Source organism: Streptomyces sp. NPDC053048 (assembly GCF_044547045.1).
Lineage (GTDB): Bacteria > Actinomycetota > Actinomycetes > Streptomycetales > Streptomycetaceae > Streptomyces.
Window position 1 is genome coordinate 420,698 of the sequence record NZ_JBITZS010000006.1, and the last position, 26,134, is coordinate 446,831.

Consider the following 26,134-nt stretch of genomic DNA (forward strand, 5'->3'; position numbering starts at 1 on the left):
CCACCGACCCACGCGGTCGGGTGTGTCGAAGGCTGCAGACCCCCGCCGATGGCGGCTCGATGCAGATTCCAGTGTCTCCGGGCCGGTATGGAAACCGTCCGGTTCCGGGCTCCCCGTGCGGTCTGACGGCACGCACAAGAGCCCAGGGACACCCCAGGCACAAGGTCAGAGCGTACCTACCGCATGGGCTGCGGTCAAAACAAATGCACACGCAGAGGACACCCTGATGTGCTGCAAATGTCGCATCCCCGGGTCGAGTTGGCCTGACCTGCCACTTCCGCGACCGCCGTATGGGTGAAATCACGCCGCAGGGCGGCCACCCCCGAGGGGGTGACCGCCCTGTTGCGATCAGTGATCAGCTCACTGGTTGTACGGACCGTAGTCGTAGTCCTCCAGCGGAACCGCCTGGCCGGAGCCGGTGCCGAAGGGCGAGTAGTCGATGTCGTCGTAACCGACGGCCGAGTACATCGCGGCCTTCGCCTCCTCGGTGGGCTCCACCCGGATGTTGCGGTAGCGGGACAGGCCCGTACCGGCCGGGATGAGCTTACCGATGATGACGTTCTCCTTGAGGCCGATCAGGGAGTCCGACTTGGCGTTGATCGCCGCGTCGGTCAGAACCCGGGTCGTCTCCTGGAAGGACGCCGCCGACAGCCAGGACTCGGTCGCGAGCGAGGCCTTGGTGATACCCATCAGCTGCGGACGGCCGGAGGCCGGGTGGCCACCCTCCGTCACGACCCGACGGTTCTCGGACTCGAAGCGCGAGCGCTCCACGAGCTCGCCCGGCAGCAGCTCCGCGTCGCCGGACTCGATGATCGTCACGCGGCGCAGCATCTGCCGGATGATGATCTCGATGTGCTTGTCGTGGATCGACACACCCTGCGAGTTGTAGACCTTCTGGACCTCGCCGACCAGGTGGACCTGGACGGCGCGCTGGCCGAGGATGCGCAGGACGTCGTGCGGGTTGGTGGCACCCACGGTGAGCTTCTGGCCCACCTCGACGTGCTCGCCCTCGGAGACCAGCAGACGGGCTCGCTTGGAGATGCCGTAGGCCGTCTCGTCGGAGCCGTCGTCCGGGGTGACGACGATCTTCTTGGTCTTCTCGGTCTCCTCGATACGGACGCGGCCGGCCGCCTCCGAGATCGGGGCGACACCCTTGGGCGTACGGGCCTCGAAGAGCTCGACGACACGGGGCAGACCCTGGGTGATGTCGTCACCGGCCACACCACCGGTGTGGAAGGTACGCATCGTCAGCTGGGTACCGGGCTCACCGATCGACTGGGCGGCGATGATGCCGACCGCCTCGCCGATGTCCACCAGCTTGCCGGTCGCCAGCGAGCGGCCGTAGCAGAAGGCACAGGTGCCGACCGCGGACTCGCAGGTGAGGACCGAGCGGGTCTTGACCGTCTCGACGCCGTGGGCGACGAGCTGGTCGATGAGCACGTCACCGAGGTCGACGTTGGCCGGCGCGATGACCTTGCCGTCGACGACGACGTCCTCGGCCAGCATCCGGGCGTACACGCTGGTCTCGACGTCGTCGGCCTTGCGCAGCACGCCGTCGGCGCCCTTGGAGGCGATCGTCAGCTTGAGGCCACGGTCGGTGCCGCAGTCCTCCTCGCGGATGATCACGTCCTGCGAGACGTCGACCAGACGACGGGTGAGGTAACCCGAGTCGGCGGTACGGAGGGCGGTGTCCGCGAGACCCTTACGGGCACCGTGGGTGGAGATGAAGTACTCCAGCACGGAGAGACCCTCACGGAACGACGCCTTAATGGGTCGCGGAATGGTCTCGTTCTTCGCGTTCGACACCAGACCACGCATACCGGCGATCTGCCGCATCTGCATCATGTTTCCTCGGGCACCCGAGTCAACCATCATGAAGATGGGGTTCGTCTTGGGGAAGTTGGCGTTCATGGCCTCGGCGACCTCGTTGGTCGCGTTGGTCCAGATGCCGATGAGCTCCTGCGTGCGCTCGTCCTTGGTGATCAGACCACGCTCGTACTGCTTCTGGATCTTCTCGTCCGCGGCCTCCCAGCGGGCGACGATCTCCTTCTTCGCCTCGGGGACGACAACGTCGGAGATGGCCACGGTGACACCGGAACGGGTCGCCCAGTGGAAGCCGGCCGCCTTCAGGTTGTCGAGCGTCGCCGCCACGATGACCTTGGGGTAGCGCTCGGCGAGGTCGTTGACGATCTCGGAGAGCTGCTTCTTGCCCACCGAGTAGTCGACGAACGGGTAGTCCTCGGGCAGCAGCTCGTTGAAGAGCGCGCGGCCCAGCGTGGTGCGCAGGCGGAAGCTGTCGCCCTGCTGCCACTCCGGCTCGCCCTCCTCCGCGACCGGGGGAACCCAGCCGCGCGGCGGAACGGTGCCGATCGGGAAGCGGATGTCGACCTTCGCCTGGAGCGAGAGCTCACGGGCGTCGAACGCCATGATCGCCTCGGCGACCGAGCCGAAGGACCGGCCCTCGCCCACGACCTTGCGCTCTTCCTCGTCGGTGGTGAGGAAGAACAGACCGAGCACCATGTCCTGGGTCGGCATGGTGACCGGACGGCCGTCGGCCGGCTTGAGGATGTTGTTCGAGGACAGCATCAGGATGCGGGCCTCGGCCTGCGCCTCCGCGGAGAGCGGCAGGTGGACGGCCATCTGGTCACCGTCGAAGTCCGCGTTGAACGCGGTGCAGACGAGCGGGTGGATCTGGATGGCCTTGCCCTCGACCAGCTGCGGCTCGAAGGCCTGGATGCCGAGGCGGTGCAGCGTGGGCGCACGGTTCAGCAGCACCGGGTGCTCGGCGATGACCTCTTCGAGGACGTCGTACACGACGGTGCGGCCACGCTCGACCATGCGCTTGGCCGACTTGATGTTCTGCGCGTGGTTCAGGTCGACCAGGCGCTTCATCACGAACGGCTTGAAGAGCTCCAGCGCCATGGCCTTGGGCAGACCGCACTGGTGCAGCTTCAGCTGCGGACCGACGACGATGACGGAACGCGCGGAGTAGTCCACACGCTTACCGAGCAGGTTCTGACGGAATCGACCCTGCTTACCCTTCAGCATGTCGCTGAGGGACTTCAGCGGACGGTTGCCGGGGCCCGTGACCGGGCGACCACGACGGCCGTTGTCGAAGAGGGCGTCGACCGCCTCCTGGAGCATCCGCTTCTCGTTGTTCACGATGATCTCGGGGGCACCGAGGTCGAGCAGACGCTTCAGACGGTTGTTGCGGTTGATCACACGGCGGTACAGGTCGTTCAGGTCGGAGGTCGCGAAGCGGCCACCGTCCAGCTGCACCATCGGACGCAGGTCCGGCGGGATCACGGGGATGCAGTCCAGCACCATGCCGCTGGGGCTGTTGCGGGTCTGCAGGAAGGCGGAGACGACCTTGAGGCGCTTGAGCGCACGGGTCTTCTTCTGGCCCTTGCCGGTCCGGATGATCTCGCGGAGGCGCTCGGCCTCCTCGTCGAGGTCGAAGGACTCCAGGCGCTTCTGCAGCGCGGCGGCGCCCATCGCACCCATGAAGTACGTGCCGAAGCGGTCACGCAGCTCGCGGTAGAGCAGCTCGTCGCCCTCGAGGTCCTGGACCTTGAGGTTCTTGAAGCGGCTCCACACCTCGTCGAGGCGGTCGATCTCGCGCTGCGCGCGGTCGCGCAGCTGCTTCATCTCACGCTCGGCGCCCTCGCGCACCTTGCGGCGCACGTCGGCCTTGGCACCCTCGGCCTCGAGCTCGGCCAGGTCGGCCTCGAGCTTCTTGGCGCGGGCCTCGAGGTCGGCGTCGCGGCGCTGCTCGATCTGCTGGCGCTCGACGGAGACGTGAGCCTCCAGCGAGGGCAGGTCGCGCGTGCGGCGCTCCTCGTCCACCCACGTGATCATGTAGGCGGCGAAGTAGATGACCTTCTCGAGGTCCTTCGGGGCCAGGTCGAGCAGGTAGCCCAGGCGCGACGGGACGCCCTTGAAGTACCAGATGTGGGTGACAGGAGCGGCAAGCTCGATGTGGCCCATCCGCTCACGGCGCACCTTGGCGCGCGTGACCTCGACGCCACAGCGCTCACAGATGATGCCCTTGAAGCGGACACGCTTGTACTTGCCGCAGTAGCACTCCCAGTCCCGGGTGGGGCCGAAGATCTTCTCGCAGAAGAGTCCGTCCTTCTCGGGCTTGAGGGTGCGGTAGTTGATGGTCTCCGGCTTCTTGACCTCGCCGTGGGACCAGGTCCGGATGTCGTCCGCGGTCGCCAGGCCGATCCGCAGCTCGTCGAAGAAGTTGACGTCGAGCACTGTTCGTCAATCCCTCTTTCAGGGTCGTGCCCCTCGCGTTAGCGATTTATGGGCTCTACATCAGTGGTCTGGGGGTCCGGGGACGGGAGGGGGCTCCGGGGTTCGAAGCCCCCTCCCAGACCCGTCAGACCTCTTCGACGCTGCTCGGCTCGCGCCGGGACAGGTCGATACCGAGCTCCTCCGCCGCGCGGAAGACGTCCTCGTCGGTGTCCCGCATCTCGATGGACATGCCGTCCGAGGACAGCACCTCCACGTTGAGGCAGAGGGACTGCATCTCCTTGATGAGCACCTTGAAGGACTCGGGGATGCCGGGCTCGGGGATGTTCTCGCCCTTGACGATCGCCTCGTAGACCTTCACTCGGCCGGTGACGTCGTCGGACTTGATGGTCAGCAGCTCCTGGAGGGCGTACGCGGCGCCGTAAGCCTCCAGCGCCCACACCTCCATCTCACCGAAGCGCTGGCCACCGAACTGAGCCTTACCACCCAGCGGCTGCTGGGTGATCATGGAGTACGGACCGGTCGAACGGGCGTGCAGCTTGTCGTCGACCAGGTGGTGCAGCTTGAGGATGTACATGTACCCGACGGAGATCGGGTCCGGGAACGGCTCGCCGGAGCGGCCGTCGAACATCCGCGCCTTGCCGGACGGGAGCACCAGGCGCTCGCCGTCGCGGTTGGGGATCGTGGACTCGAAGAGACCGGCGATCTCGTCCTCGCGGGCACCGTCGAAGACCGGGGTCGCGACGTTGGTGCCGGCGGCGACGTCGTCGGCGCCGATCGCCTGCAGGCGCTTCATCCACTCCTCGTCGCCCTCGACCTTCCAGCCGCGGCTGGCGAGCCAGCCGAGGTGGATCTCGAGGACCTGTCCCGGGTTCATTCGGGACGGGACACCGAGCGGGTTGAGGATGATGTCGACCGGGGTGCCGTCCTCGAGGAACGGCATGTCCTCGACCGGGAGGATCTTGGAGATGACACCCTTGTTGCCGTGACGGCCGGCGAGCTTGTCACCGTCGGTGATCTTGCGCTTCTGCGCGACGTAGACGCGGACCAGCTGGTTCACGCCCGGCGGCAGCTCGTCGCCCTCTTCGCGGTCGAAGACGCGGACGCCGATGACCTTGCCGATCTCACCGTGCGGCACCTTCAGGGAGGTGTCACGGACCTCGCGGGCCTTCTCACCGAAGATCGCGCGGAGCAGGCGCTCCTCCGGGGTCAGCTCGGTCTCACCCTTCGGGGTGACCTTGCCGACCAGGATGTCGCCGGCGACGACCTCGGCACCGATGCGGATGATGCCGCGCTCGTCGAGGTCGGCGAGGACCTCCTCGGAGACGTTGGGGATGTCCCGGGTGATCTCCTCGGGGCCCAGCTTGGTGTCACGGGCGTCGACCTCGTGCTCCTCGATGTGGATCGAGGAGAGGACGTCGTCCTGTACGAGGCGCTGCGACAGGATGATCGCGTCCTCGTAGTTGTGGCCCTCCCACGGCATGAACGCCACGAGCAGGTTCTTGCCGAGCGCCATCTCGCCCTCGTCCGTGGACGGACCGTCGGCGAGCACCTGGCCGGTGACCACGCGGGCGCCCTCGTCCACGACGACCTTCTGGTTGAAGGAGGTGCCCTGGTTGGAGCGGGAGAACTTGGCGACGCGGTAGGTGTTGTACGTGCCGTCGTCGTTGGCCACCGTCACGTAGTCGGCGGAGACCTCCTGGACGACACCGTCCTTCTCGGCCTTGATGACGTCGCCGGCGTCGACCGCGCAGCGGTACTCCATGCCGGTGCCGACCAGCGGCGCCTCGGCCTTGATCAGCGGGACGGCCTGGCGCATCATGTTCGATCCCATGAGCGCGCGGTTGGCGTCGTCGTGCTCGAGGAAGGGGATCATGGCGGTCGCGACCGACACCATCTGGCGCGGCGAGACGTCCATGTAGTCGACCTCGTCCGGCGCGATGTAGTCGATCTCGCCACCACGGCGGCGGACCAGCACACGGGCCTCGGAGAAGCGCATGTCCTCACCCAGGGCGGCGTTCGCCTGGGCGATGACGAAGCGGTCCTCCTCGTCGGCGGTCAGGTAGTGCACCTCGTCGGTGACCTGGCCGTCCACGACCTTGCGGTACGGGGTCTCGACGAAACCGAACGCGTTGACGCGGCCGTACGAGGCGAGCGAGCCGATCAGACCGATGTTCGGGCCTTCGGGCGTCTCGATCGGGCACATGCGGCCGTAGTGCGACGGGTGGACGTCTCGGACCTCGAAGCCGGCCCGCTCACGGGAGAGACCGCCCGGACCCAGCGCCGACAGACGACGCTTGTGGGTCAGACCCGACAGCGGGTTGGTCTGGTCCATGAACTGGGACAGCTGGCTGGTGCCGAAGAACTCCTTGATGGAGGCGACGACCGGCCGGATGTTGATCAGGGTCTGCGGCGTGATCGCCTCGACGTCCTGGGTGGTCATCCGCTCGCGGACGACGCGCTCCATGCGGGCCAGGCCGGTACGGACCTGGTTCTGGATGAGCTCGCCGACGTTGCGCAGACGACGGTTGCCGAAGTGGTCGATGTCGTCGGTCTCGACGACGATCGAGGTGCCGTTCTCGCCGACGGTCTCGACCTCACCGGCGTGCAGCTTCACCAGGTACTTGATCGTCGCGATCACGTCGTCGACGGTCAGCACACCGGCGTCGAGCGGGGCGTCGGCGCCCAGCTTCTTGTTGACCTTGTAGCGGCCGACCTTCGCGAGGTCGTAGCGCTTGGGGTTGAAGTAGAGGTTCTCGAGCAGCGTCTGCGCGGCCTCACGGGTCGGCGGCTCGCCCGGACGCAGCTTGCGGTAGATGTCGAGCAGCGCGTCGTCCTGGCCCTGGGTGTGGTCCTTCTCCAGGGTGGCGCGCATGGACTCGTACTCGCCGAACTCCTCGAGGATCTGCTCGGTGGTCCAGCCGAGGGCCTTCAGGAGGACGGTGACGGACTGCTTGCGCTTGCGGTCGATGCGGACACCGACCATGTCGCGCTTGTCGACCTCCATCTCCAGCCAGGCACCCCGGGACGGGATGATCTTGGCGGTGAAGATGTCCTTGTCGGACGTCTTGTCGATGGAGGAGTCGAAGTAGACACCGGGCGAACGGACCAGCTGCGAGACGACGACACGCTCGGTGCCGTTGATGCAGAAGGTGCCCTTGGGCGTCATGAGCGGGAAGTCGCCCATGAAGACCGTCTGGGACTTGATCTCACCGGTCTCGTTGTTGGTGAACTCGGCCGTGACGAAGAGCGGAGCCGCGTACGTGAAGTCGCGCTCCTTGCACTCGTCGATGGAGTTCTTCGGGGGCTCGAAACGGTGGTCGCGGAAAGTCAGCGACATCGACCCGCTGAAGTCCTCGATCGGGGAGATCTCCTCGAAGATCTCCTCCAGACCGGACTTGGTGGGGACGTCCTGACCAGACTCCAGCGCAGCCTCGACGCGAGCCTTCCAGGCGGCATTGCCGAGCAGCCAGTCGAAGCTCTCGGTCTGCAGCGCAAGGAGGTTCGGAACCTCGAGGGGCTCCTTGATCTTCGCAAAAGAGATGCGCAGCGGGGCGGTGCTGGCGCCGTTGTTCGTATTGGCGGTCGAGGCGTTGCGCGAGGCGGCCAAGAGGGGGTCCTTCCGAGGGCTCGGACTCACTACGCGCGTACCGGTCCCACTCCGTACATAGGAGAGAAATCCCAGCTCAGGGGGTTTCCATCAGCTGTGCTCGGAAGTGGGCATGCCCCTGGTGACGGGCAGGGAGCAGCTAACAGGCAGCGCAAAGGGTCAGTGTAGCCACTTGGCCCACTGATGTCCAGAGCGGATTTCCGGAGACCGGTGCGATACCAATCTCTCCCTCCGGGATCCTCTGTTGTTCCTCATCGCCTGGCGCCCGCCCGACGCATGCCATGCGCCGCAAGCGCATGACGATACTTCCCTCTCCGCCCTCGATCCATGCCTCGGACGGAGGATCGATATCGCGGTGCGTCCTGGGACGCGTCCTGAGAATCGCGCGCGGCGTGCCGTTCGTCAAGGCCCTCGGGCCCCGGCCGCCTCCGGGTGACGGCCCCGCGGCCTGCCCGCGGCGGTCCGCCGCTGGACGCGGCCACGTCAGGACAACGAAGATCACCATACTCGTACCGGCGGCCTCGCGCGCGCATCCGTCCCGGGAACGCCTAAGGGCGACCACCCGCATGGGTGATCGCCCTTAGGTTACTGACGTACGTCAGAGAGAGGTCGGCAGACCTCGTCGGGTCACTTGACCTCGACGGAGGCGCCGGCGGCCTTGAGGGCCTCGGCAGCCTTGTCGGCGGCCTCCTTGTTGGCCTTCTCGAGGACCGGCTTCGGGGTGCCGTCGACGAGCTCCTTGGCCTCCTTCAGACCCAGGGAGGTCAGCTCGCGCACGACCTTGATGACCTGGATCTTCTTGTCGCCGGCCGCGGTGAGGATGACGTCGAACTCGTCCTTCTCCTCCTCGGCGGCGGCCTCGCCACCGGCGACGCCGCCGGCCATGACGACCGGCGCAGCGGCGGCGGCGGTGACGTCGAACTTCTCCTCGAACGCGGACACGAAGGCCGCGAGCTCGATGAGGGTCATCTCCTCGAACTGCGCGAGCAGCTCGTCCTGGGTGAGCTTCGCCATGATGGCGGGTCCTTCCACTAAATCGGCAGGTGCCGGGATGTACATGTCGGCGGGCGTACGGCCCGCTGTGATCAGCGCCTCACGCGGCGCGGATCAATGCGCGAGCCGAATTACTCGGCACCGCCCTGCTCGGCCTGCTTGGCACGGAGCGCGTCCACGGTGCGGACGAGCTTCGTGGGCAGGGCCTGGAAGAGCGAGGCAGCCTGGGACTGCTTGCCCTTCATGGCACCCGCCAGCTTGGCGAGCAGAACCTCGCGGGACTCGAGGTCCGCAAGCTTCTTGATCTCATCGGCGGACAGCGCCTTGCCGTCAAGGACACCGCCCTTGATGATCAGGTTCGGGTTGTCCTTGGCGAAGTCACGAAGACCCTTCGCCGACTCCACCGGGTCACCGGTGACGAAGGCGACGGCCGTCGGACCAGCGAAGAGCTGGTCCTCGAGCGTGATGCCGGCCTCACGGGCCGCAATCAGGGTCAGGGTGTTCTTCACCACGGCGTACTGGGCGTTCTCACCGAGCGAACGACGCAGCGTCCTGAGCTGCGCCACGGTGAGACCGCGGTACTCGGTCAGCACGGCGGCGTTCGAGGTGCGGAACTTGTCCGTCAGCTCGGCAACCGCGGCTGCCTTGTCGGGGCTAGCCATGAGCACGGCCTCCTTCCGGGGTGATTCGGACCGCATAGGCGCGAGAAGGGACCTGGGCAAAACGAAACGCCCCGGCGCAGGCGTCGGGGCGTGACTCGACCGTGCGGACGCAATTTCCTTACGCCCTGACGGGAGTGCAACCTCTGTCACCTGCGCAGGTCGCCCGCAGCTCTAGCGGATCCTTCGGCCACCACGCCTCCGGGAGGAGGCACAGCAACGACCAGCGGTCTTTGGCTTCTGCAGGAGATTACGCGATAGGTGCACAAGGATGCAAATCGAGCCGGGCCCCGCACCTTCGAAAGGTGCGGGGCCCGGCCCTACGACGCGCGCTACGCGCTACAAGACCGTCCTCAGACGGTCTCGTCCTCCACGAGGAGGTTGCGGGTGCGGTTCGGGTCCAGCGCGATGCCGGGGCCCATCGTGGTGGTCAGGGTCGCCTTCTTGATGTAGCGGCCCTTCGCGGCGGACGGCTTGAGGCGGGTGATCTCCTCGAGCGCCGCGGCGTAGTTCTCCACCAGCTTGGCCTCGTCGAAGGAGACCTTGCCGATGATGAAGTGCAGGTTCGAGTGCTTGTCGACGCGGAACTCGATCTTGCCGCCCTTGATGTCCGTGACAGCCTTCGCCACGTCCGGGGTGACCGTGCCGGTCTTCGGGTTCGGCATCAGGCCACGGGGACCGAGCACGCGGCCGAGGCGGCCGACCTTGCCCATGAGGTCCGGGGTGGCGACGACGGCGTCGAAGTCCAGACGGCCCTTGGCGACCTCGTCGATGAGCTCGTCGGCGCCGACGATGTCGGCGCCCGCGGCACGCGCGGCCTCGGCACGGTCGCCGGTCGCGAAGACCAGGACCCGGGCGGTCTTACCGGTGCCGTGCGGAAGGTTCACGGTGCCACGGACCATCTGGTCGGCCTTGCGCGGGTCGACACCCAGGCGCATGGCGACCTCGACGGTCGCGTCGAACTTGACGGAGGTGGTGTCCTTCGCCAGACGGACGGCCTCGAGCGGGGCGTACAGACGCTCCCGGTCGATCTTCGCGTCCGCGTTGCGAAGAGTCTTGCTGCGCTTCACTGAAACTCCTCAGTGGTGATTGGAGTCGTGGTACGGGCCGGCGCTGGCCCTTCCACGGGGTGCTGCCGAAAGGCGGGGGACGATCAGCCCTCGACCGTGATGCCCATGGAACGGGCGGTGCCGGCGACGATCTTCGCCGCGGCGTCCAGGTCGTTCGCGTTCAGGTCGGGCATCTTGGTGGTCGCGATCTCGCGGATCTGCGCCTCGGTGATCTTGCCGACCTTGGTCTTGTGCGGCTCGCCGGAGCCCTTCTGCACGCCCGCGGCCTTCAGGATCAGCTTGGCGGCCGGCGGAGTCTTGGTCACGAAGGTGAAGGAACGGTCCTCGTAGACCGTGATCTCCACCGGCACGACCATGCCACGCTGCGACTCGGTCGCGGCGTTGTAGGCCTTGCAGAACTCCATGATGTTGACGCCGTGCTGACCCAGCGCGGGGCCGACCGGCGGAGCCGGGTTGGCGGCACCAGCCTGGATCTGGAGCTTGATAAGCCCCGTGACCTTCTTCTTCTTGGGAGGCATTGCTCTCTCCGGGTCCTAGTGAGAGTTTTTTTGCCTGCGACACACTGCTCGCAGGCATACCGCACCACGATAACGGGTAACGTGGCCGGGCCAAAAACCGAGAGGTCAGACGGGCTGAATCAGCCCGTCTGACCTGTTCGGAAGTGTTCGACCAGAAGTGTCAGTTCTTCTGGATCTGGTCGAAGCTGAGCTCGACCGGGGTCTCGCGACCGAAGATCTCGACGAGGCCCTTGACCTTCTTCGAGTCGGCGTTGATCTCGTTGATCGTGGCCTGCAGCGTCGCGAACGGACCGTCCGTGACCGTGACCGAGTCGCCGACCTCGAAGTCCAGCACCTGGACCTCGACCTTGCGGCTGGGGGCCGGACGGCCCTCGGCCTCGGCGGCCTCCTTGGCGGCCTTGGCCTCGGCCTCGGGGGCGAGCATCTTGACGATCTCGTCCAGGGTCAGCGGGTACGGGTCGTAGGCGTTGCCCACGAAGCCGGTGACGCCCGGGGTGTTGCGGACGACGCCCCAGGACTCGTTCGTCAGGTCCATGCGCACCAGCACGTAGCCGGGGAGCTTGTTCTGGCGGACGGTGCGGCGGTCGCCGTTCTTGATCTGGACGACCTCTTCCTGCGGCACCTCGGCCTGGAAGATGTAGTCCTCGACGTTCAGCGAGACGGCACGCTGCTCGAGGTTGGTCTTCACGCGGTTCTCGTAACCCGCGTAGGTGTGGATGACGTACCACTCGCCGGGCAGGCCACGGAGTTCGTCGCGGAGCGCGGCGACGGGGTCGACCGGAGCGGCCTCCTCCTCGGCTTCCTCGGCCTCGGCTGCCTCCTCGGCGGCCTCGGCCTCCTCGCCGGACTCGACGCGCAGCGCGGCCTCCTCGGCGGGCTCGCCGGCGGCGGCTTCCTCGGCGTCGAGCTCGTCGACGTTGTCGGCGTTCTCGACGATCTCCTGCGCGGTGTCGTCGCCCTCGACCTCGGCCGAGACAGCCTCGTCAACGTTGGCCTCAGCCGCGACGGGCTCGGCGGCGTCGTTCAGGTTCGGGTCAGACACGTGGCTGCTTCTTCCTGGCTTCAAGGGGTGGAACGAGCGAAGAGGCGTACCTCCGGAAAGGCCGCCTTACGCGCGGGCTCAGCCGAAGACGTACTTGACGGCCTGCTCGAACCCATAGTCAATCACGGTCACCAGACCAATGACGATGACAACAAAGACGATCACCACAGTGGTGTACGTCGACAGCTGGCTCCTGGTGGGCCAGACGACCTTGCGGAGCTCGGCCACAACCTGGCGGTAGAACAGCGCGAGGCGGCCCAGAGGGCCCTTCTTCCCACGCTTCCCGCCACGGCGGCCCTTCTTGGCGGCCACCTCGTCCTCGGGACGACCGCTCTCAGGCGTCGCGGTGGAGCCAAGGGCTTCCGTCACTACGTCCTCACCTGAATCCGGGTCGTGGCCGTGCCGCGCCCGGTTGAGCCGCACGGCGGTGCATTTCAGTACGTACGCACGCACGCACCCTGGTGACGATGCGTGTAGCAGGGCCGAAGGGACTTGAACCCCCAACCGCTGGTTTTGGAGACCAGTGCTCTACCAATTGAGCTACGACCCTTTGTTGTGTTCCCCCAACGTACCGCATCCATCCGGATGCACGATGTACACGGGACGGCGTTGCCGGTGAGGGGCCAACGACGCATGAGTGTACGTGGTCCTGGGGCTGGCGTCGAACAGCAAGCCCGGCGGAGCGGGTGTCGGGGCGGGGCGGGCGTCCGTCCACGGGTCCGCCGAGGGGTCTGTGAAACCCGTGTGTCCCCGCCCTTCGAGGTCTGCGACGATGCCCCTATGAGCGCTGCGACTCCTCCCGTCCCCCCCGCCCAGTCCCCCACCGAGCGCCGGGTCTCGGCCCGCATCGGCTCGATCTCCGAGTCCGCCACCCTCGCGGTGGACGCCAAGGCCAAGGCCCTCAAGGCCGCCGGCCGCCCGGTGATCGGCTTCGGCGCCGGCGAGCCCGACTTCCCCACGCCCGGCTACATCGTCGAGGCCGCCGTGGAGGCCTGCCGCAACCCCAAGTACCACCGCTACACCCCGGCCGGCGGCCTGCCCGAGCTCAAGGCCGCCATCGCCGCGAAGACGCTGCGCGACTCCGGCTACGAGGTCGAGGCCTCCCAGGTGCTCGTCACCAACGGCGGCAAGCAGGCCATCTACGAGGCGTTCGCCGCGATCCTCGACCCGGGCGACGAGGTGATCGTCCCGGCCCCGTACTGGACCACCTACCCCGAGTCGATCCGCCTCGCGGGCGGCGTGCCGGTCGAGGTCGTCGCCGACGAGACCACCGGCTACCGGGTGTCGGTCGAGCAGCTGGAGGCCGCGCGCACCGAGCGCACCAAGGTGCTGCTGTTCGTCTCGCCGTCCAACCCGACCGGCGCGGTCTACTCGCGCGAGCAGGTCGAGGCCATCGGCCGCTGGGCCGCCGAGCACGGCCTGTGGGTGCTGACGGACGAGATCTACGAGCACCTGGTCTACGGCGACGCCGAGTTCTCCTCGCTGCCGGTCGTGGTGCCGGAGCTGCGCGACAAGTGCGTCGTCGTCAACGGCGTCGCCAAGACGTACGCCATGACCGGCTGGCGGGTGGGCTGGATCATCGGCCCCAAGGACGTCGTCAAGGCCGCCACGAACCTGCAGTCGCACGCCACGTCGAACGTGAGCAACGTCGCGCAGGTCGCGGCGCTGGCCGCCGTGTCGGGCGACCTGACGGCCGTCGAGGAGATGAAGGTCGCCTTCGACCGCCGCCGCCGCAAGATCGTGGCCATGCTGAACGAGATCGACGGCGTCCTCTGCCCGGAGCCGGAGGGCGCGTTCTACGCCTACCCCTCGGTCAAGGAGCTGCTCGGCAAGGAGATCCGCGGCCGCCGGCCGCAGACGTCCGTCGAGCTCGCCGCGCTGATCCTCGAGGAGGCCGAGGTCGCCGTGGTGCCGGGTGAGGCGTTCGGCACACCGGGTTACCTGCGGCTGTCGTACGCGCTGGGTGACGAGGATCTCGTCGAGGGCGTGTCGCGGATGCAGAAGCTGCTGGCGGAGGCGAAGGCATAGCGCCTCGTTCTTTCCGTCGATACGGGCTCATGCGGGCTCCCGGCTGCGGCCGGGGGCCCGCTTTTGCTTTCGGGCCGGTCCCCGTTCAGGGAAAGTCCCTTCCGGTTGACCGGTGGGTACGGCAAGATCCTGGGATGGAGAACGTTCGCGACGTCAGGAAGCTGCCGAAGGCCCATCTGCACCTGCACTTCACCGGGTCCATGCGCCCTTCGACCCTGCTGGAGCTGGCCGACAAGTACGGCGTGCACCTGCCGGAGGCGCTGAGCAGCGGGGAGCCGCCGAAGCTGCGGGCCACGGACGAGCGCGGGTGGTTCCGCTTCCAGCGGCTGTACGACATCGCGCGGTCCTGCCTGCGGTCCGAGGAGGACATCCGGCGGCTGGTGCGCGAGGCCGCCGAGGAGGACGTGCGGGACGGTTCGGGGTGGCTGGAGATCCAGGTCGACCCGACCTCGTACGCGCCCCGGCTGGGCGGGCTGATCCCGGCGCTGGAGATCATCCTGGACGCCGTCGAGGACGCCTCGCGCGAGACCGGGCTGGGCATGCGGGTGCTCGTCGCCGCCAACCGCATGAAGCACCCGCTGGACGCCCGGACGCTGGCCCGGCTCGCGGTGCGGTACGCCGACCGGGGTGTCGTCGGCTTCGGCCTGTCCAACGACGAGCGGCGCGGGCTCGCCCGTGACTTCGACCGCGCCTTCGAGATCGCCCGTGAGGGCGGCCTGCTGGCCGCGCCGCACGGCGGCGAGCTGACGGGGCCGAGCAGCGTCCGGGACTGCCTGGACGACCTGCACGCGGCGCGGGTGGGCCACGGCGTGCGGGCCGCCGAGGACCCGCGGCTGCTGCGGAAGCTCGCGGAGCGCGGCGTGACGTGCGAGGTCTGCCCGTCGTCGAACGTCGCCCTCGGTGTCTACGACAAGCCGGGCGACGTGCCGCTGCGGACCCTGTGGGACGCCGGCGTGCCGATAGCGCTGGGCGCGGACGACCCCCTGCTCTTCGGCTCCCGCCTCGCCGCCCAGTACGAGCTGGCCCGCGAGCACCACGCCTTCACGGACGAGGAGCTGGCGGAACTGGCCCGCCAGTCGGTACGGGGGTCGGCTGCGCCGACGGAGGCACGGGAGCGGCTGCTGGCGGGCATCGAGGGGTGGCTGGCGCCCTGACGGTTGTGGGCAGTCGTTCCGCTGGGGCGGAACGGGTGGGCACAACCGAACCCGCAGCCGGACGACTACAGGCTGACCCCGACGGTCACCGGCTCGTTCACCAGGGTCACCCCGAAGGCGGCGTGGACGCCGTCCCGCACCTCGCGGGCCAGCGCCAGCAAATCTTCGGTCGTGGCTTCGCCACGATTGGTCAGGGCCAGCGTGTGCTTCGTCGAGATCCGGGCCCTCCCGGCCCCGTACCCCTTCGTGAAGCCCGCCCGGTCGATCAGCCAGGCGGCGGACGTCTTGACCATGCCGTCGCCCGCCGGGAAGGCGGGCGGCGCCACGTCGGGCCCGAGCCGCTCGGCGACCCGGGTGAGGAACGCGGCGTGCTCGGCGGCCGTCAGGACGGGGTTGGTGAAGAACGATCCGGCCGACCACGTGTCGTGGTCCTCGGGGTCGAGGACCATGCCCTTGCCGGCGCGCAGCTTGAGCACCGTCTCGCGGGCGCGGGCGGCCGGGACGCGGTCGCCGGCCTCGACGCCGAGGGCGCGGGCGGTCTCGGGGTACTTCAGGGGGGCGGAGAGGCCGCCGGCGTCCTCCAGCTCGAAGCGGACCCGCAGGACGACGTAGCGGCCGGTGTCCTCCTTGAAGCGGCTGTGGCGGTAGGAGAAGGCGCACTCGGCGTTGGGGAGGGTGACCGTCTCGCCGGTGCGGCGGTCGTAGGCGATCACTTCGGTGATCGTGGAGGAGACCTCCTGGCCGTAGGCGCCGACGTTCTGGATGGGCGTGGCGCCGGCGGAGCCGGGGATGCCGGCCATGCACTCGATGCCGGCGAGTCCGGCCTCGACGGTGCGGGCGACGGCGTCGGACCAGTTCTCGCCGGCGGCCAGCTCGAGGCGGGTGCCGTCGAGGTGGAAGCCGGTGGTGGCGATGCGCAGGGCGATGCCGTCGAAGCCCTTGTCGGAGATGACCAGGTTGCTGCCGCCGCCGATGATCAGGAGCGGGGTGCCGGTGGCGTCGGCCTCGCGGACCGTGTCGATCACCTCGGCGTCGGTGACGGCGGTGACGAGGCGGGTGGCCGGGCCGCCGAGGCGGAAGGTGGTCAGGGGGGCGAGGGGGGCGTCGTGTCGTTCCTGCACGGGCACCAGGGTACGGGGGCCCGGCGGGGGCGCCGCCCCGGGCCGGGGCCGTGTGGTGCCCCGGAAGGCCGTAAGGGGCGCCCTCCATGGAGAGGCGCCCCTTACGTCAGGTGAGTCGCGTCACGCGAGCCTGACCACCGCGCGGGACATGCCGAGGACCTTCCGGCCCTCGTTCATCGCCACCAGGTCGACGCGGACCGTGCGGGCCTCGTCGTCGAGCTTGGCCGCGACCTTGCCGCTGACCTCGATGACCGCGCCCTCGTCGTCGTTCGGGACGACGACCGGCTTGGTGAACCGCACGCCGTACTCGGCCACGGCCGCCGGGTCGCCGGCCCAGTCGGTCACCACGCGGATCGCCTCGGCCATGGTGAACATGCCGTGCGCGATCACGTCCGGCAGGCCGACCTCCTTGGCGAACTTCTCGTTCCAGTGGATCGGGTTGAAGTCGCCGGAGGCGCCCGCGTAGCGGACGAGCGTCGCCCGGGTCACCGGGAAGGACTGCGCGGGCAGCTCGGTGCCGGCCTCGACGTCGTCGTAGGAGATCTTCGCGGCCATCACGCCTCCTCGGCGGCGCGCGCCACCAGCGTCGTGTGCGCGGTCACGACGTGGGCGCCGTCGGCGTCGTGGACCTCGCCGCGGACCGACAGCACGTCGTTGCCCGCCAGGGACTTGATCGACTCGATCGTCGAGGTGACCGTCAGGCGGTCGCCCGCGTGGATCGGGCGGGTGTAGACGAACTTCTGGTCGCCGTGCACCACACGGGAGTAGTCCAGCCCCAGCTGCGGGTCCTCGATGACCTGACCGGCGGCCTTGAAAGTGATGGCGAACACGAAAGTCGGCGGGGCGATCACATCCGGGTGACCGAGCGAGGCGGCGGCCCCGGCGTCGGTGTAGGCCGGATTGGCGTCGCCTACGGCCTCGGCGAATTCGCGGATCTTCTCCCGGCCGACCTCATAGGGCTCGGTGGCCGGATAGGTCCGTCCGACGAAGGACTGGTCGAGCGCCATGGGCCCGGCACCTCCTGATGGACTGATTTTCCGTGGGTGGATACGCCATGAGGCCGCCCCCAGGTTCTGGGGGCGGCCTCATGAACGAGACTTAGCGTCAGCGCGTTTCGCGGTGCGCCGTGTGGGCGTTGCAGCGCGGGCAGTGCTTCTTCATCTCAAGGCGGTCCGGGTCGTTACGCCGGTTCTTCTTGGTGATGTAGTTCCGCTCCTTGCACTCCACGCAGGCCAGCGTGATCTTCGGGCGGACGTCGGTGGCAGCCACGTGAGTGCTCCTTGACGGAATGGACGGATTAAACGCAGAAAAGAGTAGCCGATCGGAGGACCGACCCCACAATCGGCTACTGTGTGTAGCGGTGACCGGACTTGAACCGGTGACACAGCGATTATGAGCCGCTTGCTCTACCGACTGAGCTACACCGCTTTGATGCGGGAGAGCTTCCCCGTCCTAAGACGGGGAAACCTTCCACACCAGAGCCCCAAAACGGAATCGAACCGTTGACCTTCTCCTTACCATGGAGACGCTCTGCCGACTGAGCTATTGGGGCGAGCGAGGAAGACATTACACGGTCTGCGGCCGAAGGTGAAATCCGTATCCGGCCGCCCCCGCCTGGCCCTTCTCCCGCGGCTCGCCCGCGGCCCCGGTGACCACACCAGTACGACTATTCGTCGCCTGCTCGAACCGGCTTCCTACGCGCCCTACGCTCGGACCACGCTGCGTGATCATGCCCGCCCCGGCCCACCGGAGGATCGCGATGCCCGACAGTCAGCCGCAGCCCGCCAGAAGCCCCGACGGCGACGCCGCCACCCCGCAGTCCGGCGACGGCCCCCTGGTGCTCTGCGGCGCCCGGCTCACGGACGGACGCGTCGTGGACGTGCGCCTCAGCGGCGGCCGGATCGAGGCCGTCGGCACCGCCGGCAGCCTCGCGCCCGGCCCGCGGGTCGACCTCAGCGGCTACGTCCTGCTGCCCGCCCCCGCCGAACCGCACGCCCACTACGACACCGCGCTCACCGCCGACCTCGGCGGCCCCGTCCCGCACTCCGTCGAGGACGTCCAGCGCCGGGCCACCGAGGCCGCGCTGCTGCAGCTGGGACACGGCGCCACCGCCGTACGCGCCCATGTGCGCATCGGGGACGTGCAGGAGCTCCGCTCGCTCGAGGCCGTGCTGCAGGCGCGCAGGTCGCTGCGCGGGCTCACCGAGCTCACCGCCGTACCGGTCCCCCGGCTGCTGACGGGCGCCGCCGGAGCCGACGGGCTGGCCATGCTGCGGGACGCCGTCAAGATGGGCGCCACCGTCGTCGGCGGCTGCCCCGACCTCGACCCCGACCCGACGGGCTACGCCGAGGCCGTGCTGGCCATCGCGGCCGAGCACGGCTGCGCCGTCGACCTGCACACCGACGGCGCCGACCCGGCCCGGCTGGCCCGGCTGGCCGCTATGGCGGGCGGACTGCGGCCGGGCGTGGCCATCGGCCCCTGCGGAGGCCTGGCCCGGCTGCCGTACGAGCAGGCCGCGCGGGCGGCCCAGCAGCTCGCCGCGGCCGGCGTGACGGTCATGTGCCTTCCGCAGGGCGACTGCGGGGTCTCCGGCGGCACACGGGCCCCCTGGTACGCGCCCGTACGCCTGCTGCGGTCGGCCGGGGTCCGGGTGGCGGCCGGCAGCGGCTCGCTGCGCGACGCGGCCAACCCCGTGGGGCGGGGCGACCCCCTGGAGGCCGCGTTCCTGCTGGCCTCGCGCGGCGAGCTCAGCCCGGAGCGGGCGTACGAGGCCGTCAGCGGGCGCGCCCGCACGGCACTGGGGCTGCCTGAGGTGCGGGTGGAGGCCGGGTTCCCGGCCGAGCTGCTGGCGGTGCGGGGTTCCGGGATCGCCGGGGTGCTCTCCCTGGGCTACAGCCGGCTCGTGGTCCACAAGGGGCGCGTGGTGGCCAGGACGAGCGCGGTGCGGGAGTACGGGGACGTCCAGGCCACCGTGGCCCTCGACCTGCCCCGCCAGTCGCCACGCGGCGGCGATCCGGCCTGAGGCGCCCCTCCGGGGCGTACGGTCGGATCATGCGCATTGTCATCGCAGGAGGACATGGTCAGATCGCGCTGCGGCTGGAGCGGTTGCTCGCCGAGCGCGGTGACGAGGTGGCGGGGATCATCCGCCGCCCGGGACAGGCGGGAGACCTGCTGGCGGCCGGAGCCGAACCGGTCGTGTGCGACCTGGAGTCGGCGACCGTCGCGGACGTCGCCCGGCACCTGGAGAGCGCCGACGCAGCCGTCTTCGCCGCCGGCGCCGGGCCCGGCAGCGGCATCGACCGCAAGGACACCGTCGACCGCGGGGCCGCCACCCTGTTCGCCGACGCGGCCGAGGCCGCCGGCGTGCGGCGCCTGATCGTCGTCTCGTCCATGGGCGCCGACAGCGAGCCGGCGGAGGGCACCGACCCGGTCTTCGCCGCCTACCTGCGCGCCAAGGGCGCCGCCGACGCCGACATCCGCGCCCGCAGCGGCCTGGACTGGACGATCCTGCGCCCCGGCCGCCTGACGAACGACCCGGGGACGGGCCGGGTGACCCTGTCGCCGGGCTCCACGGGCCGGGGCGAGGTGACCCGGGACGACGTGGCGGCGGTGCTGGCGGCGCTGCTGGAAGACGAGTGGGGGGCGCTGGGCCTGACGCTGGAGCTGATCGGCGGCGACACGCCCGTGACGGAGGCGGTCAAGGCACTGGCGGACTGACGGCCGCTGCGGGGACACCCCGGCAACAAAAGAGGCCCCTGACCTTCGCAGGTCAGGGGCCTCGTTCTGTGGCGGCGCCAGGATTCGAACCTGGGTAGGCTAAGCCGACGGATTTACAGTCCGCTCCCATTGGCCACTCGGGCACACCGCCATGGGCTGTCACCTCGGTCGCTCTTTCGAGTCGCTCCGGGGCAACGACGTAAACCATACCCGATGACCTGGGGTGGTCCGCCACTCGGTTCACAGCCCCTCGATCGGCCCCCGGGTGACTAGGCTGGCAGCGCGGCCCATCAGGGGCCGCGCCCCCTGATGGATCTACGTACGAGGAGCCAACTCAATATGGCCGACTCCAGTTTCGACATCGTCTCGAAGGTCGAGCGGCAGGAGGTCGACAACGCCCTCAACCAGGCCGCCAAGGAGATCTCCCAGCGCTACGACTTCAAGGGCGTCGGCGCCTCGATCGAGTGGTCCGGCGAGAAGATCGAGATGCGCGCCAACTCCGAGGAGCGCGTCAAGGCGATCCTCGACACCTTCCAGTCCAAGCTGATCAAGCGCGGCATCTCCCTGAAGGCCCTGGACGCCGGCGAGCCGCAGGCCTCCGGTAAGGAGTACAAGCTCTTCGCCACGATCGTGGAGGGCATCTCCCAGGAGAACGCCAAGAAGATCGCCAAGATCATCCGTGACGAGGGCCCGAAGGGCGTCAAGGCTCAGGTCCAGGGCGAGGAGCTGCGCGTCTCCTCCAAGAGCCGCGACGACCTGCAGGCCGTCCAGGCGCTACTCAAGGGCAAGGACCTGGACTTCGCGGTCCAGTTCGTCAACTACCGGTGATGTAGGTCTCTGACCTGCACATATGCACTTTAGGCGGGCCGGGCAGGGCACAACGGGGGCACATCGCCGAGGACTTCCTCGACGGCGGCCCTCGTTGTGTCCTCGTCGTCCGGCCACAGATGCGTGTAGGTGTCGAGCGTGATCGACGGCTTCGCGTGGCCGAGCCGCTTCTGCACCGTCTTGACGTTCTCGCGGTGCTTGATCAGCAGCGACGCGTAGAAGTGGCGCAGGTCGTGCATGCTCGCCCCTTCGGGGACTTGCAAGAGTTCAGGTGCCTTGCCTTCCGGCTTCCCCCTCTTGACCCACCCCGCGTGGGCGCGCCCGTGCGCCGCAGTGCGCCTCCGGCAGCTTAAAGTCACAGCTCAAAGGGCTGGTCTGACCGGTGCTCGGGGTGCTCACGCTGGTCGTGGGCGGCAGTCTGCGGGGTAGATCGTCTGTCAGCCCGAGTTCCGGTCCTGCCGCCTGCGCCAAACGGCCACCGCCGCGCAGCCCGCCGCGCCCGCGAGGCTCGTCAGGAGAACCGGGTTGACCGCTGCGGGGATGAAGTCGACAGGAGTGTGAATGTCAGAGACGCAGCGGGCCTTCAGCGGAAACCAGCTGTTTTCCGTACGGGGGTGAGGGGACACGGTCGATGGATCGGGGTCGTCGGAGAACTTCACCACCGGGCACCAGTCGGGCCACGGGGACAGGAACATGGCCCCTACCCCCACTCCGTACGCCAGCACCGCGCCACACAGCAGCCAGCCCGCCCCTTCCGCCCATGCAGCGGCGCCCTTCCTGCGAGTCAGCCGCCGGGTCACCACAACGCGCACAGCCTTCACGAGCAGCAGGCAACCGACTACCGGCACGGCAAGAAGAAGCGTCACAATCACGACAAGCACGTGATCACCATGCCATATGGCCTGCTCAGGAGCGTCGGCCCACGCGACGCCGTCGTCACGGGCACGGAGGCTCAGCGGCTGACTGCAAGGTTCGTCAGGACGAGCAGGGCGCGCAGGAGGCGGGTCGCGCAGGCGGGGTCGGTGCGGAGTTTGGTGAGGACCCGCCAGTTCTTGAGATGGGCGATGCCGTGCTCGACCGGTGCCCGTCCGACGGCGAGGACGCGATTGGCGGTCTTCTGGCCGGGTGTGAGCTTGTGGGAGCGGGTGACTGTGAACCCGGTGACGACCACGGGGTCGCGTACGTCGTTGTCCAGGCCGCGGAAGCCGAGGTCCGCGAGGGCGCCCAGACCGGCGGTGCGCAGGTGGGCCAGGATGTGGTCGCGGCGGGCGGCGGTGACGTCGTGGGTGCGGCCGGGCCGGGCGGCCGATATCCGGATCAGCCGGCCCTTCTCGTCGGTCAGGGCGAGGAAGTGCAGGCCGTGACGGCGGTGTTTGCCGGAGTGGTTCCGGCGGTCGGCCCTTCCGGTGCGGCGCTGGGTGGGGATGAGGGTGCCGTCGATCAGGACCACCTCCCCGCCCAGCTTGGTGACCTTCTTCAGAGCGCGGTCCAGGCGCGGGGCGTCCAAGCTCTCCGACTCCTGTCGTATCAATTCGGTGCTCACACCGGCCTTTCGCCGGTGGCCAAGCCATGGGCGTGGATCACGACCAGTTCCCTCGCCTGGATTCGTCACGCCAGCACGGCAGCATCGGTCTCCGGGCAGGCCACGTGCGGGGCAATCATGGCTCCTGCCGGGCGGCGTCCCCGCTTCACTGTGCTCAGCGCACGTCGAGCAGCATCACGTCATGGAGGTCCGCGCCCTCCCACGGGCGTGCCTCGCCGATCTTGCGATATCCCCACGTCCGGTAGGCGGCCGACGCTGCCTTGCTGTCCGGGTGGACGTTGAGCAGCACACGCTCGGCCTCGATGCCGTCGAGCAGCGTCTCGTGCAGGCGATGCGCGATGCCCTGCCGGCGCCACGGCCCGCGCACCGCGAGCTCAATGAGCCCGAAGGTGCGGCGCCCGTCTTCCCGCCGCATGTCATCGGACACGGGATCGGTCAGTTGGTCCCACCACCCCGTGTTGGGACCGAGTGGGTAGCCGTACGCCATGCCGACCGGCTCGCCGTCCTCGGCGCGCGCCAGGGCAGCGCGGAAGGTGCCTTTGCGGGTCTGGGAGCGGAAACGCCGGAAGGTGGCTGCCACGTCGCCCGCGGTCTCGTTGTACGGCGGCTCTGCGAACGCCTCGGCGTAGACCAGCCTGAACGCTTCCTCGGCCTCAGCGGCAGCAGCGCCATCCATGCGCTTTACCGTGATGGCCCCTTGCTGCGTCACGTGGTGCCTCCTCGGACGGTCTCGCGGATACGCTCACCGCACTCGCGGACCGCGATGCTGTCGACGCCGGCCGCGGCCTGCTGGAACTCTCGGATCTTGCCCAGCAGCCGCGGAGAGGCGATACCGCCGGATGCGTCGAGAGCAGCGCCCATCTCCGCGCAAGCTTCGTCGACCTCCCCGGCGGCGAGAAGTACATCTGCGAGCTTCACGCGGTATGAGGCGCTGTTGCGACTAAGTCGCCGCCGATGCCGCGCACGGCGGCGCGCAGGAATGGCACGGCCTGTTTCGGCTGCTCGGCCCGCACGTACATGTCCGCCGTGGCGTAGTCGACCTCGAACGGGCCGACGAACCGGGCCCACTTCGGCACCTCGGCATCCATGTCCGCGCGTCCTTGGTGGCTGACGGCCCGACTCAGCGCGCGGCGCGCCCCGGACAGGTCTCCCGCGTGGGTCGCGACGTTCGCATCCCGCAGCGCGATCACCAGGTGCACCGTGTGACCGGCGCCCGCGCGCGTGGCGAGGCGGTACGCGTTCTCGACCGCACTCGCCGCTTCCCATGCTCGCTCCGCCTTGATCGCGAGGAGCACCAGCGTCTCGAGCACGGAAATCCGTAGCAACGGATTGTCGACAAGTTGCGCCGCGGCGAGCGCTTCCATGCAGGCGGCGCGCCCCTGATCAATGCGCCCGCCGTCGTAGCCGTACCAAGCCCGGTGGCCATGCAGCTCGGCAAGCATCGTCTGCAACTCGCGACCAATGCGGCTGGTGTACGAGGCGGCGCCGAGAGCCTCTGTAATCTCACCCTCGATACGGCCCGCCTGCGTCATGGCCGGCATGCTGCCCATGGTGTGGTCCGTCTGGTACAAGCCGTCGAGCCTCGACCGCAGACGGGCCATGTCGGACGTACCGATCCGCGGCCCCGGTCGAACAGGAACAAGGGTCGCTGCGGCGAGTGCCCCGGCGTCGGCGACGAACGTTCTCCGCTTCACCTCTCCAGCGTCGCTGTTCGGCACTGCGACCGTCACGCGGTGCTTCGGGACGTCGAAGCCCATCTCGGCCAGCGGCACGCCGAACATGGCTTCCAGTGCGGCCTGCTGACCCGGGTGCGGCAGAGGCGGCGGCGTTTCTCGTTCCCACCGGCGCAGCTGCCGCACACTGAGGGAAGCCGCGACCCCAAGGCGCGCAGCCTCCTCGAGGAACGCCGCTACGAATGACGCTTGCGTGTACCCGGCGGCCCGGCGTAACTGCGTCAGCCGGCTGATCGTCTTGCCCGCCATGCGCTCTCCTCGCGACCGCGGATTCCCTCCACACCGTAATGACTTGACGCCTGCGCCGACCCCGAAAACGTCCGCCTAAACGTCCGGTCCCGCGACGCCCGCAGCGCCCGCTCGAGCAGTGCACTGGTGGTGCACCACTTCGAGCTACGCCAGCGAGGGGGCAAGACGTGAGCAAGTCCGTAAGAGCGCACGCCGGACGGCCGGCGCAGGCTGCCCGTTCTTGGCTCCTTCCCCCGCGCTTCCTTCGGTCGCACCCTGCGGTCCGCAAACCAGCGGGGTGAGCACGACATCACCGCGCACTCGCCGTCGCTTCAGCTGCTGCTGAGGCGAGAGAGGTCACCGAACTATGAACACTCGCGCCGCCGCGCCCCGGTTTGCCGGGCCGAGCCCGCTCGGCGAAAGCGGCTTCCGTACCGGCATCGGCTGGCACCTGAACGAGGTGGCGCGCGGCTGCGGCGCCGAAGTTACAGCCACGCACCTCGACAGCCGTACCGAGGTCACCCCCGAGGCTCATCTGCGCATCGAGTGGGCCGCCTACGCCGTGCGTAGCCCCGGGCTGCTCCGCGCCGTCCAGGACGTCATCGGCAACGCCGTGGCCGTTGAGAAAACCTTTCTCATGGTCAAGTGGCCGGGACGCGAGTTCCTGGTGCCCTGGCACCAGGACGGCACGAATGAGCGCATGGACCTCGACCCCGAACGGTCGGTCGCCGCATGGCTGGCCATCACCGACGCGACCACCGGGAACGGCTGCTTGCAGGTGCTGCCGGGATCACACGCCGCCGGTTACCTCCCCAACGGTCGGGAGAGCGGCGACGCGGCGCGCGGCAAGGCGCTCGGGGTGCACGGCATGGCGGACGGCCCGCACGAGCGCGGGGTGTGGCTGCCTCTTGATGCCGGTCAAGCCTGCTTGATGGACGTCCGTCTCATCCACCGCTCGGACAGCAACACCGCCGATGAGCCCCGCGTCGGCCTGAACGTTCGCTACGTCGCGCCCGGCGCTGTTCAGGCGCGCGGCGACTACAGCCCCAGCCTGTACCCGCTCACCGGATCGGGCTGGTAGCCCAACAAGGCACCAATGGGAGAGAGAGGAGCACCAACCGTGACCATCCTCGAGACCGGCGCACCGCCGATCACCCGTGTGCGCGTCCTCACCGGCGACGACGCCGACCCCGCCCGCAGGGGCAGCAAGACGGTCATCGCGTTCAGCGACTGCCGCTACTACTGCCCCGACGCCGCCACCGTCGAACGGTGCGTCGAGCACCTGCGCGCCAGCGACGAGCGGCTCCGTTCCCGTCCCGAAGAGCAGATGCTGTGGGACTGGCAATGCACCTACTTCGAGGCCGACACCGACAACGCCAACGGCGGTGGGACGGTCATCCTCGGCGTCTCCTGGTACGACCGGGCATTCTTCGACGACCGCCGCGACGCCTGGTTCGGCGCCATGCACACCCGCATCTACAAGGAGATCGGCGTGCCCATGGAGGACGTCACCGTGGAGCACTGGCTCGCCCTCGAGGTGGCCCAGTGGAAGGCCGAGCCGCAGTCCGCGTAGCAGCTCGACACCGGCCGCCTGAACGGGCGACTTCCCCGTAAGCCCTCGGCCCCGTCACGC

The 26,134-nt window shown here is 68.8% G+C and carries 25 protein-coding genes and 4 tRNA genes; 7 read left to right on the forward strand and 22 right to left on the reverse strand.

Annotated features, from left to right (window positions below; translation table 11 throughout):
• Positions 1–360: 360 nt before the first annotated feature.
• The 9 genes from ACIG36_RS18600 to ACIG36_RS18640 form a co-directional block, all read right to left on the reverse strand.
• Positions 361–4,260 (reverse strand): DNA-directed RNA polymerase subunit beta', encoded by a 3,900-nt coding sequence (locus ACIG36_RS18600; protein ID WP_399928561.1) that lies wholly within the window; start codon positions 4,258–4,260, stop codon positions 361–363.
• A gap of 124 nt (positions 4,261–4,384) precedes the next feature.
• Positions 4,385–7,867 (reverse strand): DNA-directed RNA polymerase subunit beta, encoded by a 3,483-nt coding sequence (gene rpoB, locus ACIG36_RS18605; RefSeq protein WP_399928564.1) that lies wholly within the window; start codon positions 7,865–7,867, stop codon positions 4,385–4,387.
• 627 nt (positions 7,868–8,494) lie between these two features.
• Complete coding sequence (gene rplL, locus ACIG36_RS18610) at positions 8,495–8,881, reverse strand: 50S ribosomal protein L7/L12 (RefSeq protein ID WP_399928567.1); 387 nt, start codon at positions 8,879–8,881, stop codon at positions 8,495–8,497.
• Positions 8,882–8,991: 110 nt separating this feature from the next.
• Positions 8,992–9,522, reverse strand: a complete 531-nt coding sequence (gene rplJ / locus ACIG36_RS18615) for a 50S ribosomal protein L10 (protein ID WP_399928569.1) — start codon at positions 9,520–9,522, stop codon at positions 8,992–8,994.
• A 350-nt stretch (positions 9,523–9,872) separates the two neighbouring features.
• Positions 9,873–10,589 (reverse strand): 50S ribosomal protein L1, encoded by a 717-nt coding sequence (gene rplA / locus ACIG36_RS18620; RefSeq protein ID WP_399928571.1) that lies wholly within the window; start codon positions 10,587–10,589, stop codon positions 9,873–9,875.
• Between the two features lie 83 nt (positions 10,590–10,672).
• Positions 10,673–11,107 (reverse strand): 50S ribosomal protein L11, encoded by a 435-nt coding sequence (rplK, locus tag ACIG36_RS18625; protein ID WP_171082683.1) that lies wholly within the window; start codon positions 11,105–11,107, stop codon positions 10,673–10,675.
• Between the two features lie 160 nt (positions 11,108–11,267).
• On the reverse strand, positions 11,268–12,149 hold the full coding sequence (nusG, locus tag ACIG36_RS18630) for a transcription termination/antitermination protein NusG (protein WP_399928573.1): 882 nt from the start codon (positions 12,147–12,149) through the stop codon (positions 11,268–11,270).
• 78 nt (positions 12,150–12,227) lie between these two features.
• Positions 12,228–12,518 (reverse strand): preprotein translocase subunit SecE, encoded by a 291-nt coding sequence (gene secE, locus ACIG36_RS18635; protein ID WP_086567320.1) that lies wholly within the window; start codon positions 12,516–12,518, stop codon positions 12,228–12,230.
• 108 nt (positions 12,519–12,626) lie between these two features.
• Positions 12,627–12,699 (reverse strand) — tRNA-Trp (locus tag ACIG36_RS18640).
• 230 nt (positions 12,700–12,929) lie between these two features.
• On the opposite strand from ACIG36_RS18640, the gene ACIG36_RS18645 reads away from it, so the two are divergent.
• Both ACIG36_RS18645 and ACIG36_RS18650 read left to right on the forward strand, forming a co-directional pair.
• Complete coding sequence (locus tag ACIG36_RS18645; protein WP_399928577.1) at positions 12,930–14,177, forward strand: pyridoxal phosphate-dependent aminotransferase; 1,248 nt, start codon at positions 12,930–12,932, stop codon at positions 14,175–14,177.
• Between the two features lie 134 nt (positions 14,178–14,311).
• The gene (locus tag ACIG36_RS18650) at positions 14,312–15,331 is read left to right on the forward strand and encodes an adenosine deaminase (RefSeq protein ID WP_399928579.1); all 1,020 of its coding nucleotides are present in this window, start codon (positions 14,312–14,314) and stop codon (positions 15,329–15,331) included.
• A 65-nt stretch (positions 15,332–15,396) separates the two neighbouring features.
• Here the strand turns inward: ACIG36_RS18650 and ACIG36_RS18655 are convergent, their stop codons facing one another.
• The 6 genes from ACIG36_RS18655 to ACIG36_RS18680 all read right to left on the reverse strand — a co-directional run bounded on the left by ACIG36_RS18655 (position 15,397) and on the right by ACIG36_RS18680 (position 18,004).
• On the reverse strand, positions 15,397–16,452 hold the full coding sequence (locus ACIG36_RS18655; protein ID WP_399928581.1) for a UDP-N-acetylmuramate dehydrogenase: 1,056 nt from the start codon (positions 16,450–16,452) through the stop codon (positions 15,397–15,399).
• A gap of 120 nt (positions 16,453–16,572) precedes the next feature.
• Positions 16,573–17,007, reverse strand: coding sequence for a MaoC family dehydratase (locus tag ACIG36_RS18660; RefSeq protein ID WP_399928584.1), 435 nt, complete (start codon positions 17,005–17,007; stop codon positions 16,573–16,575).
• Positions 17,007–17,459: a MaoC family dehydratase N-terminal domain-containing protein gene (locus ACIG36_RS18665; RefSeq protein ID WP_399928586.1), complete on the reverse strand. Its 453-nt coding sequence runs from the start codon at positions 17,457–17,459 to the stop codon at positions 17,007–17,009. The genes ACIG36_RS18660 and ACIG36_RS18665 overlap by 1 nt, the downstream gene beginning before the upstream one ends.
• Positions 17,460–17,556: 97 nt before the next feature.
• A complete protein-coding gene (gene rpmG / locus ACIG36_RS18670; RefSeq protein ID WP_004571794.1) occupies positions 17,557–17,721 on the reverse strand; it encodes a 50S ribosomal protein L33 in 165 nt (54 codons plus the stop codon).
• Positions 17,722–17,807: 86 nt separating this feature from the next.
• Positions 17,808–17,880, reverse strand: a tRNA-Met gene (locus ACIG36_RS18675).
• 51 nt (positions 17,881–17,931) lie between these two features.
• A tRNA-Thr gene (locus ACIG36_RS18680) sits at positions 17,932–18,004 on the reverse strand.
• 207 nt (positions 18,005–18,211) lie between these two features.
• On the opposite strand from ACIG36_RS18680, the gene ACIG36_RS18685 reads away from it, so the two are divergent.
• The gene (locus ACIG36_RS18685; RefSeq protein WP_399928590.1) at positions 18,212–19,474 is read left to right on the forward strand and encodes an amidohydrolase family protein; all 1,263 of its coding nucleotides are present in this window, start codon (positions 18,212–18,214) and stop codon (positions 19,472–19,474) included.
• A gap of 29 nt (positions 19,475–19,503) precedes the next feature.
• On the forward strand, positions 19,504–20,169 hold the full coding sequence (locus ACIG36_RS18690) for an NAD(P)H-binding protein (protein ID WP_399928592.1): 666 nt from the start codon (positions 19,504–19,506) through the stop codon (positions 20,167–20,169).
• Between the two features lie 69 nt (positions 20,170–20,238).
• Here the strand turns inward: ACIG36_RS18690 and ACIG36_RS18695 are convergent.
• Positions 20,239–20,320: transfer RNA gene (locus ACIG36_RS18695), tRNA-Tyr, on the reverse strand.
• 188 nt (positions 20,321–20,508) lie between these two features.
• On the opposite strand from ACIG36_RS18695, the gene ACIG36_RS18700 reads away from it, so the two are divergent.
• The gene (locus tag ACIG36_RS18700; RefSeq protein WP_399928594.1) at positions 20,509–20,997 is read left to right on the forward strand and encodes a YajQ family cyclic di-GMP-binding protein; all 489 of its coding nucleotides are present in this window, start codon (positions 20,509–20,511) and stop codon (positions 20,995–20,997) included.
• Between the two features lie 29 nt (positions 20,998–21,026).
• Here ACIG36_RS18700 and ACIG36_RS18705 read toward each other — a convergent pair whose 3' ends face one another.
• From ACIG36_RS18705 to ACIG36_RS18730, 6 genes are all read right to left on the reverse strand, one after another.
• Positions 21,027–21,236, reverse strand: coding sequence for a tyrosine-type recombinase/integrase (locus ACIG36_RS18705; RefSeq protein WP_399928597.1), 210 nt, complete (start codon positions 21,234–21,236; stop codon positions 21,027–21,029).
• A gap of 198 nt (positions 21,237–21,434) precedes the next feature.
• Positions 21,435–21,878, reverse strand: coding sequence for a hypothetical protein (locus ACIG36_RS18710; RefSeq protein ID WP_399928600.1), 444 nt, complete (start codon positions 21,876–21,878; stop codon positions 21,435–21,437).
• Positions 21,879–21,949: 71 nt separating this feature from the next.
• Complete coding sequence (locus ACIG36_RS18715; RefSeq protein ID WP_399928603.1) at positions 21,950–22,504, reverse strand: transposase family protein; 555 nt, start codon at positions 22,502–22,504, stop codon at positions 21,950–21,952.
• A 190-nt stretch (positions 22,505–22,694) separates the two neighbouring features.
• Positions 22,695–23,216 (reverse strand): GNAT family N-acetyltransferase, encoded by a 522-nt coding sequence (locus tag ACIG36_RS18720; protein WP_399928953.1) that lies wholly within the window; start codon positions 23,214–23,216, stop codon positions 22,695–22,697.
• Positions 23,217–23,245: 29 nt separating this feature from the next.
• Positions 23,246–23,458 (reverse strand): hypothetical protein, encoded by a 213-nt coding sequence (locus ACIG36_RS18725; protein ID WP_399928606.1) that lies wholly within the window; start codon positions 23,456–23,458, stop codon positions 23,246–23,248.
• Positions 23,455–24,522 carry a hypothetical protein gene (locus ACIG36_RS18730; protein WP_399928609.1) on the reverse strand — a complete coding sequence of 356 codons (1,068 nt, stop codon included), beginning with the start codon at positions 24,520–24,522 and terminating at the stop codon, positions 23,455–23,457. Before ACIG36_RS18730 ends, ACIG36_RS18725 begins: the two co-directional genes overlap by 4 nt.
• 346 nt (positions 24,523–24,868) lie before the next feature.
• On the opposite strand from ACIG36_RS18730, the gene ACIG36_RS18735 reads away from it, so the two are divergent.
• The gene (locus ACIG36_RS18735) at positions 24,869–25,582 is read left to right on the forward strand and encodes a phytanoyl-CoA dioxygenase family protein (protein ID WP_399928611.1); all 714 of its coding nucleotides are present in this window, start codon (positions 24,869–24,871) and stop codon (positions 25,580–25,582) included.
• A 39-nt stretch (positions 25,583–25,621) separates the two neighbouring features.
• The gene (locus ACIG36_RS18740; protein WP_399928613.1) at positions 25,622–26,074 is read left to right on the forward strand and encodes a hypothetical protein; all 453 of its coding nucleotides are present in this window, start codon (positions 25,622–25,624) and stop codon (positions 26,072–26,074) included.
• Positions 26,075–26,134: the final 60 nt, after the last annotated feature.

Excerpts from the sequence above, each read along its gene's own strand:
- rplL (WP_399928567.1), bottom strand. The coding sequence starts at position 8,881 with ATGGCGAAGCTCACCCAGGACGAGCTGCTCGCGCAGTTCGAGGAGATG.
- rplJ (WP_399928569.1), bottom strand. The coding sequence starts at position 9,522 with ATGGCTAGCCCCGACAAGGCAGCCGCGGTTGCCGAGCTGACGGACAAG.
- rplK (WP_171082683.1), bottom strand. The coding sequence starts at position 11,107 with ATGCCTCCCAAGAAGAAGAAGGTCACGGGGCTTATCAAGCTCCAGATC.
- ACIG36_RS18645 (WP_399928577.1), top strand. The coding sequence starts at position 12,930 with ATGAGCGCTGCGACTCCTCCCGTCCCCCCCGCCCAGTCCCCCACCGAG.
- ACIG36_RS18650 (WP_399928579.1), top strand. The coding sequence starts at position 14,312 with ATGGAGAACGTTCGCGACGTCAGGAAGCTGCCGAAGGCCCATCTGCAC.
- ACIG36_RS18660 (WP_399928584.1), bottom strand. The coding sequence starts at position 17,007 with ATGGCCGCGAAGATCTCCTACGACGACGTCGAGGCCGGCACCGAGCTG.
- ACIG36_RS18665 (WP_399928586.1), bottom strand. The coding sequence starts at position 17,459 with ATGGCGCTCGACCAGTCCTTCGTCGGACGGACCTATCCGGCCACCGAG.
- ACIG36_RS18685 (WP_399928590.1), top strand. The coding sequence starts at position 18,212 with ATGCCCGACAGTCAGCCGCAGCCCGCCAGAAGCCCCGACGGCGACGCC.
- ACIG36_RS18690 (WP_399928592.1), top strand. The coding sequence starts at position 19,504 with ATGCGCATTGTCATCGCAGGAGGACATGGTCAGATCGCGCTGCGGCTG.
- ACIG36_RS18700 (WP_399928594.1), top strand. The coding sequence starts at position 20,509 with ATGGCCGACTCCAGTTTCGACATCGTCTCGAAGGTCGAGCGGCAGGAG.
- ACIG36_RS18705 (WP_399928597.1), bottom strand. The coding sequence starts at position 21,236 with ATGCACGACCTGCGCCACTTCTACGCGTCGCTGCTGATCAAGCACCGC.
- ACIG36_RS18720 (WP_399928953.1), bottom strand. The coding sequence starts at position 23,216 with ATGGATGGCGCTGCTGCCGCTGAGGCCGAGGAAGCGTTCAGGCTGGTC.
- ACIG36_RS18730 (WP_399928609.1), bottom strand. The coding sequence starts at position 24,522 with ATGGCGGGCAAGACGATCAGCCGGCTGACGCAGTTACGCCGGGCCGCC.
- ACIG36_RS18735 (WP_399928611.1), top strand. The coding sequence starts at position 24,869 with ATGAACACTCGCGCCGCCGCGCCCCGGTTTGCCGGGCCGAGCCCGCTC.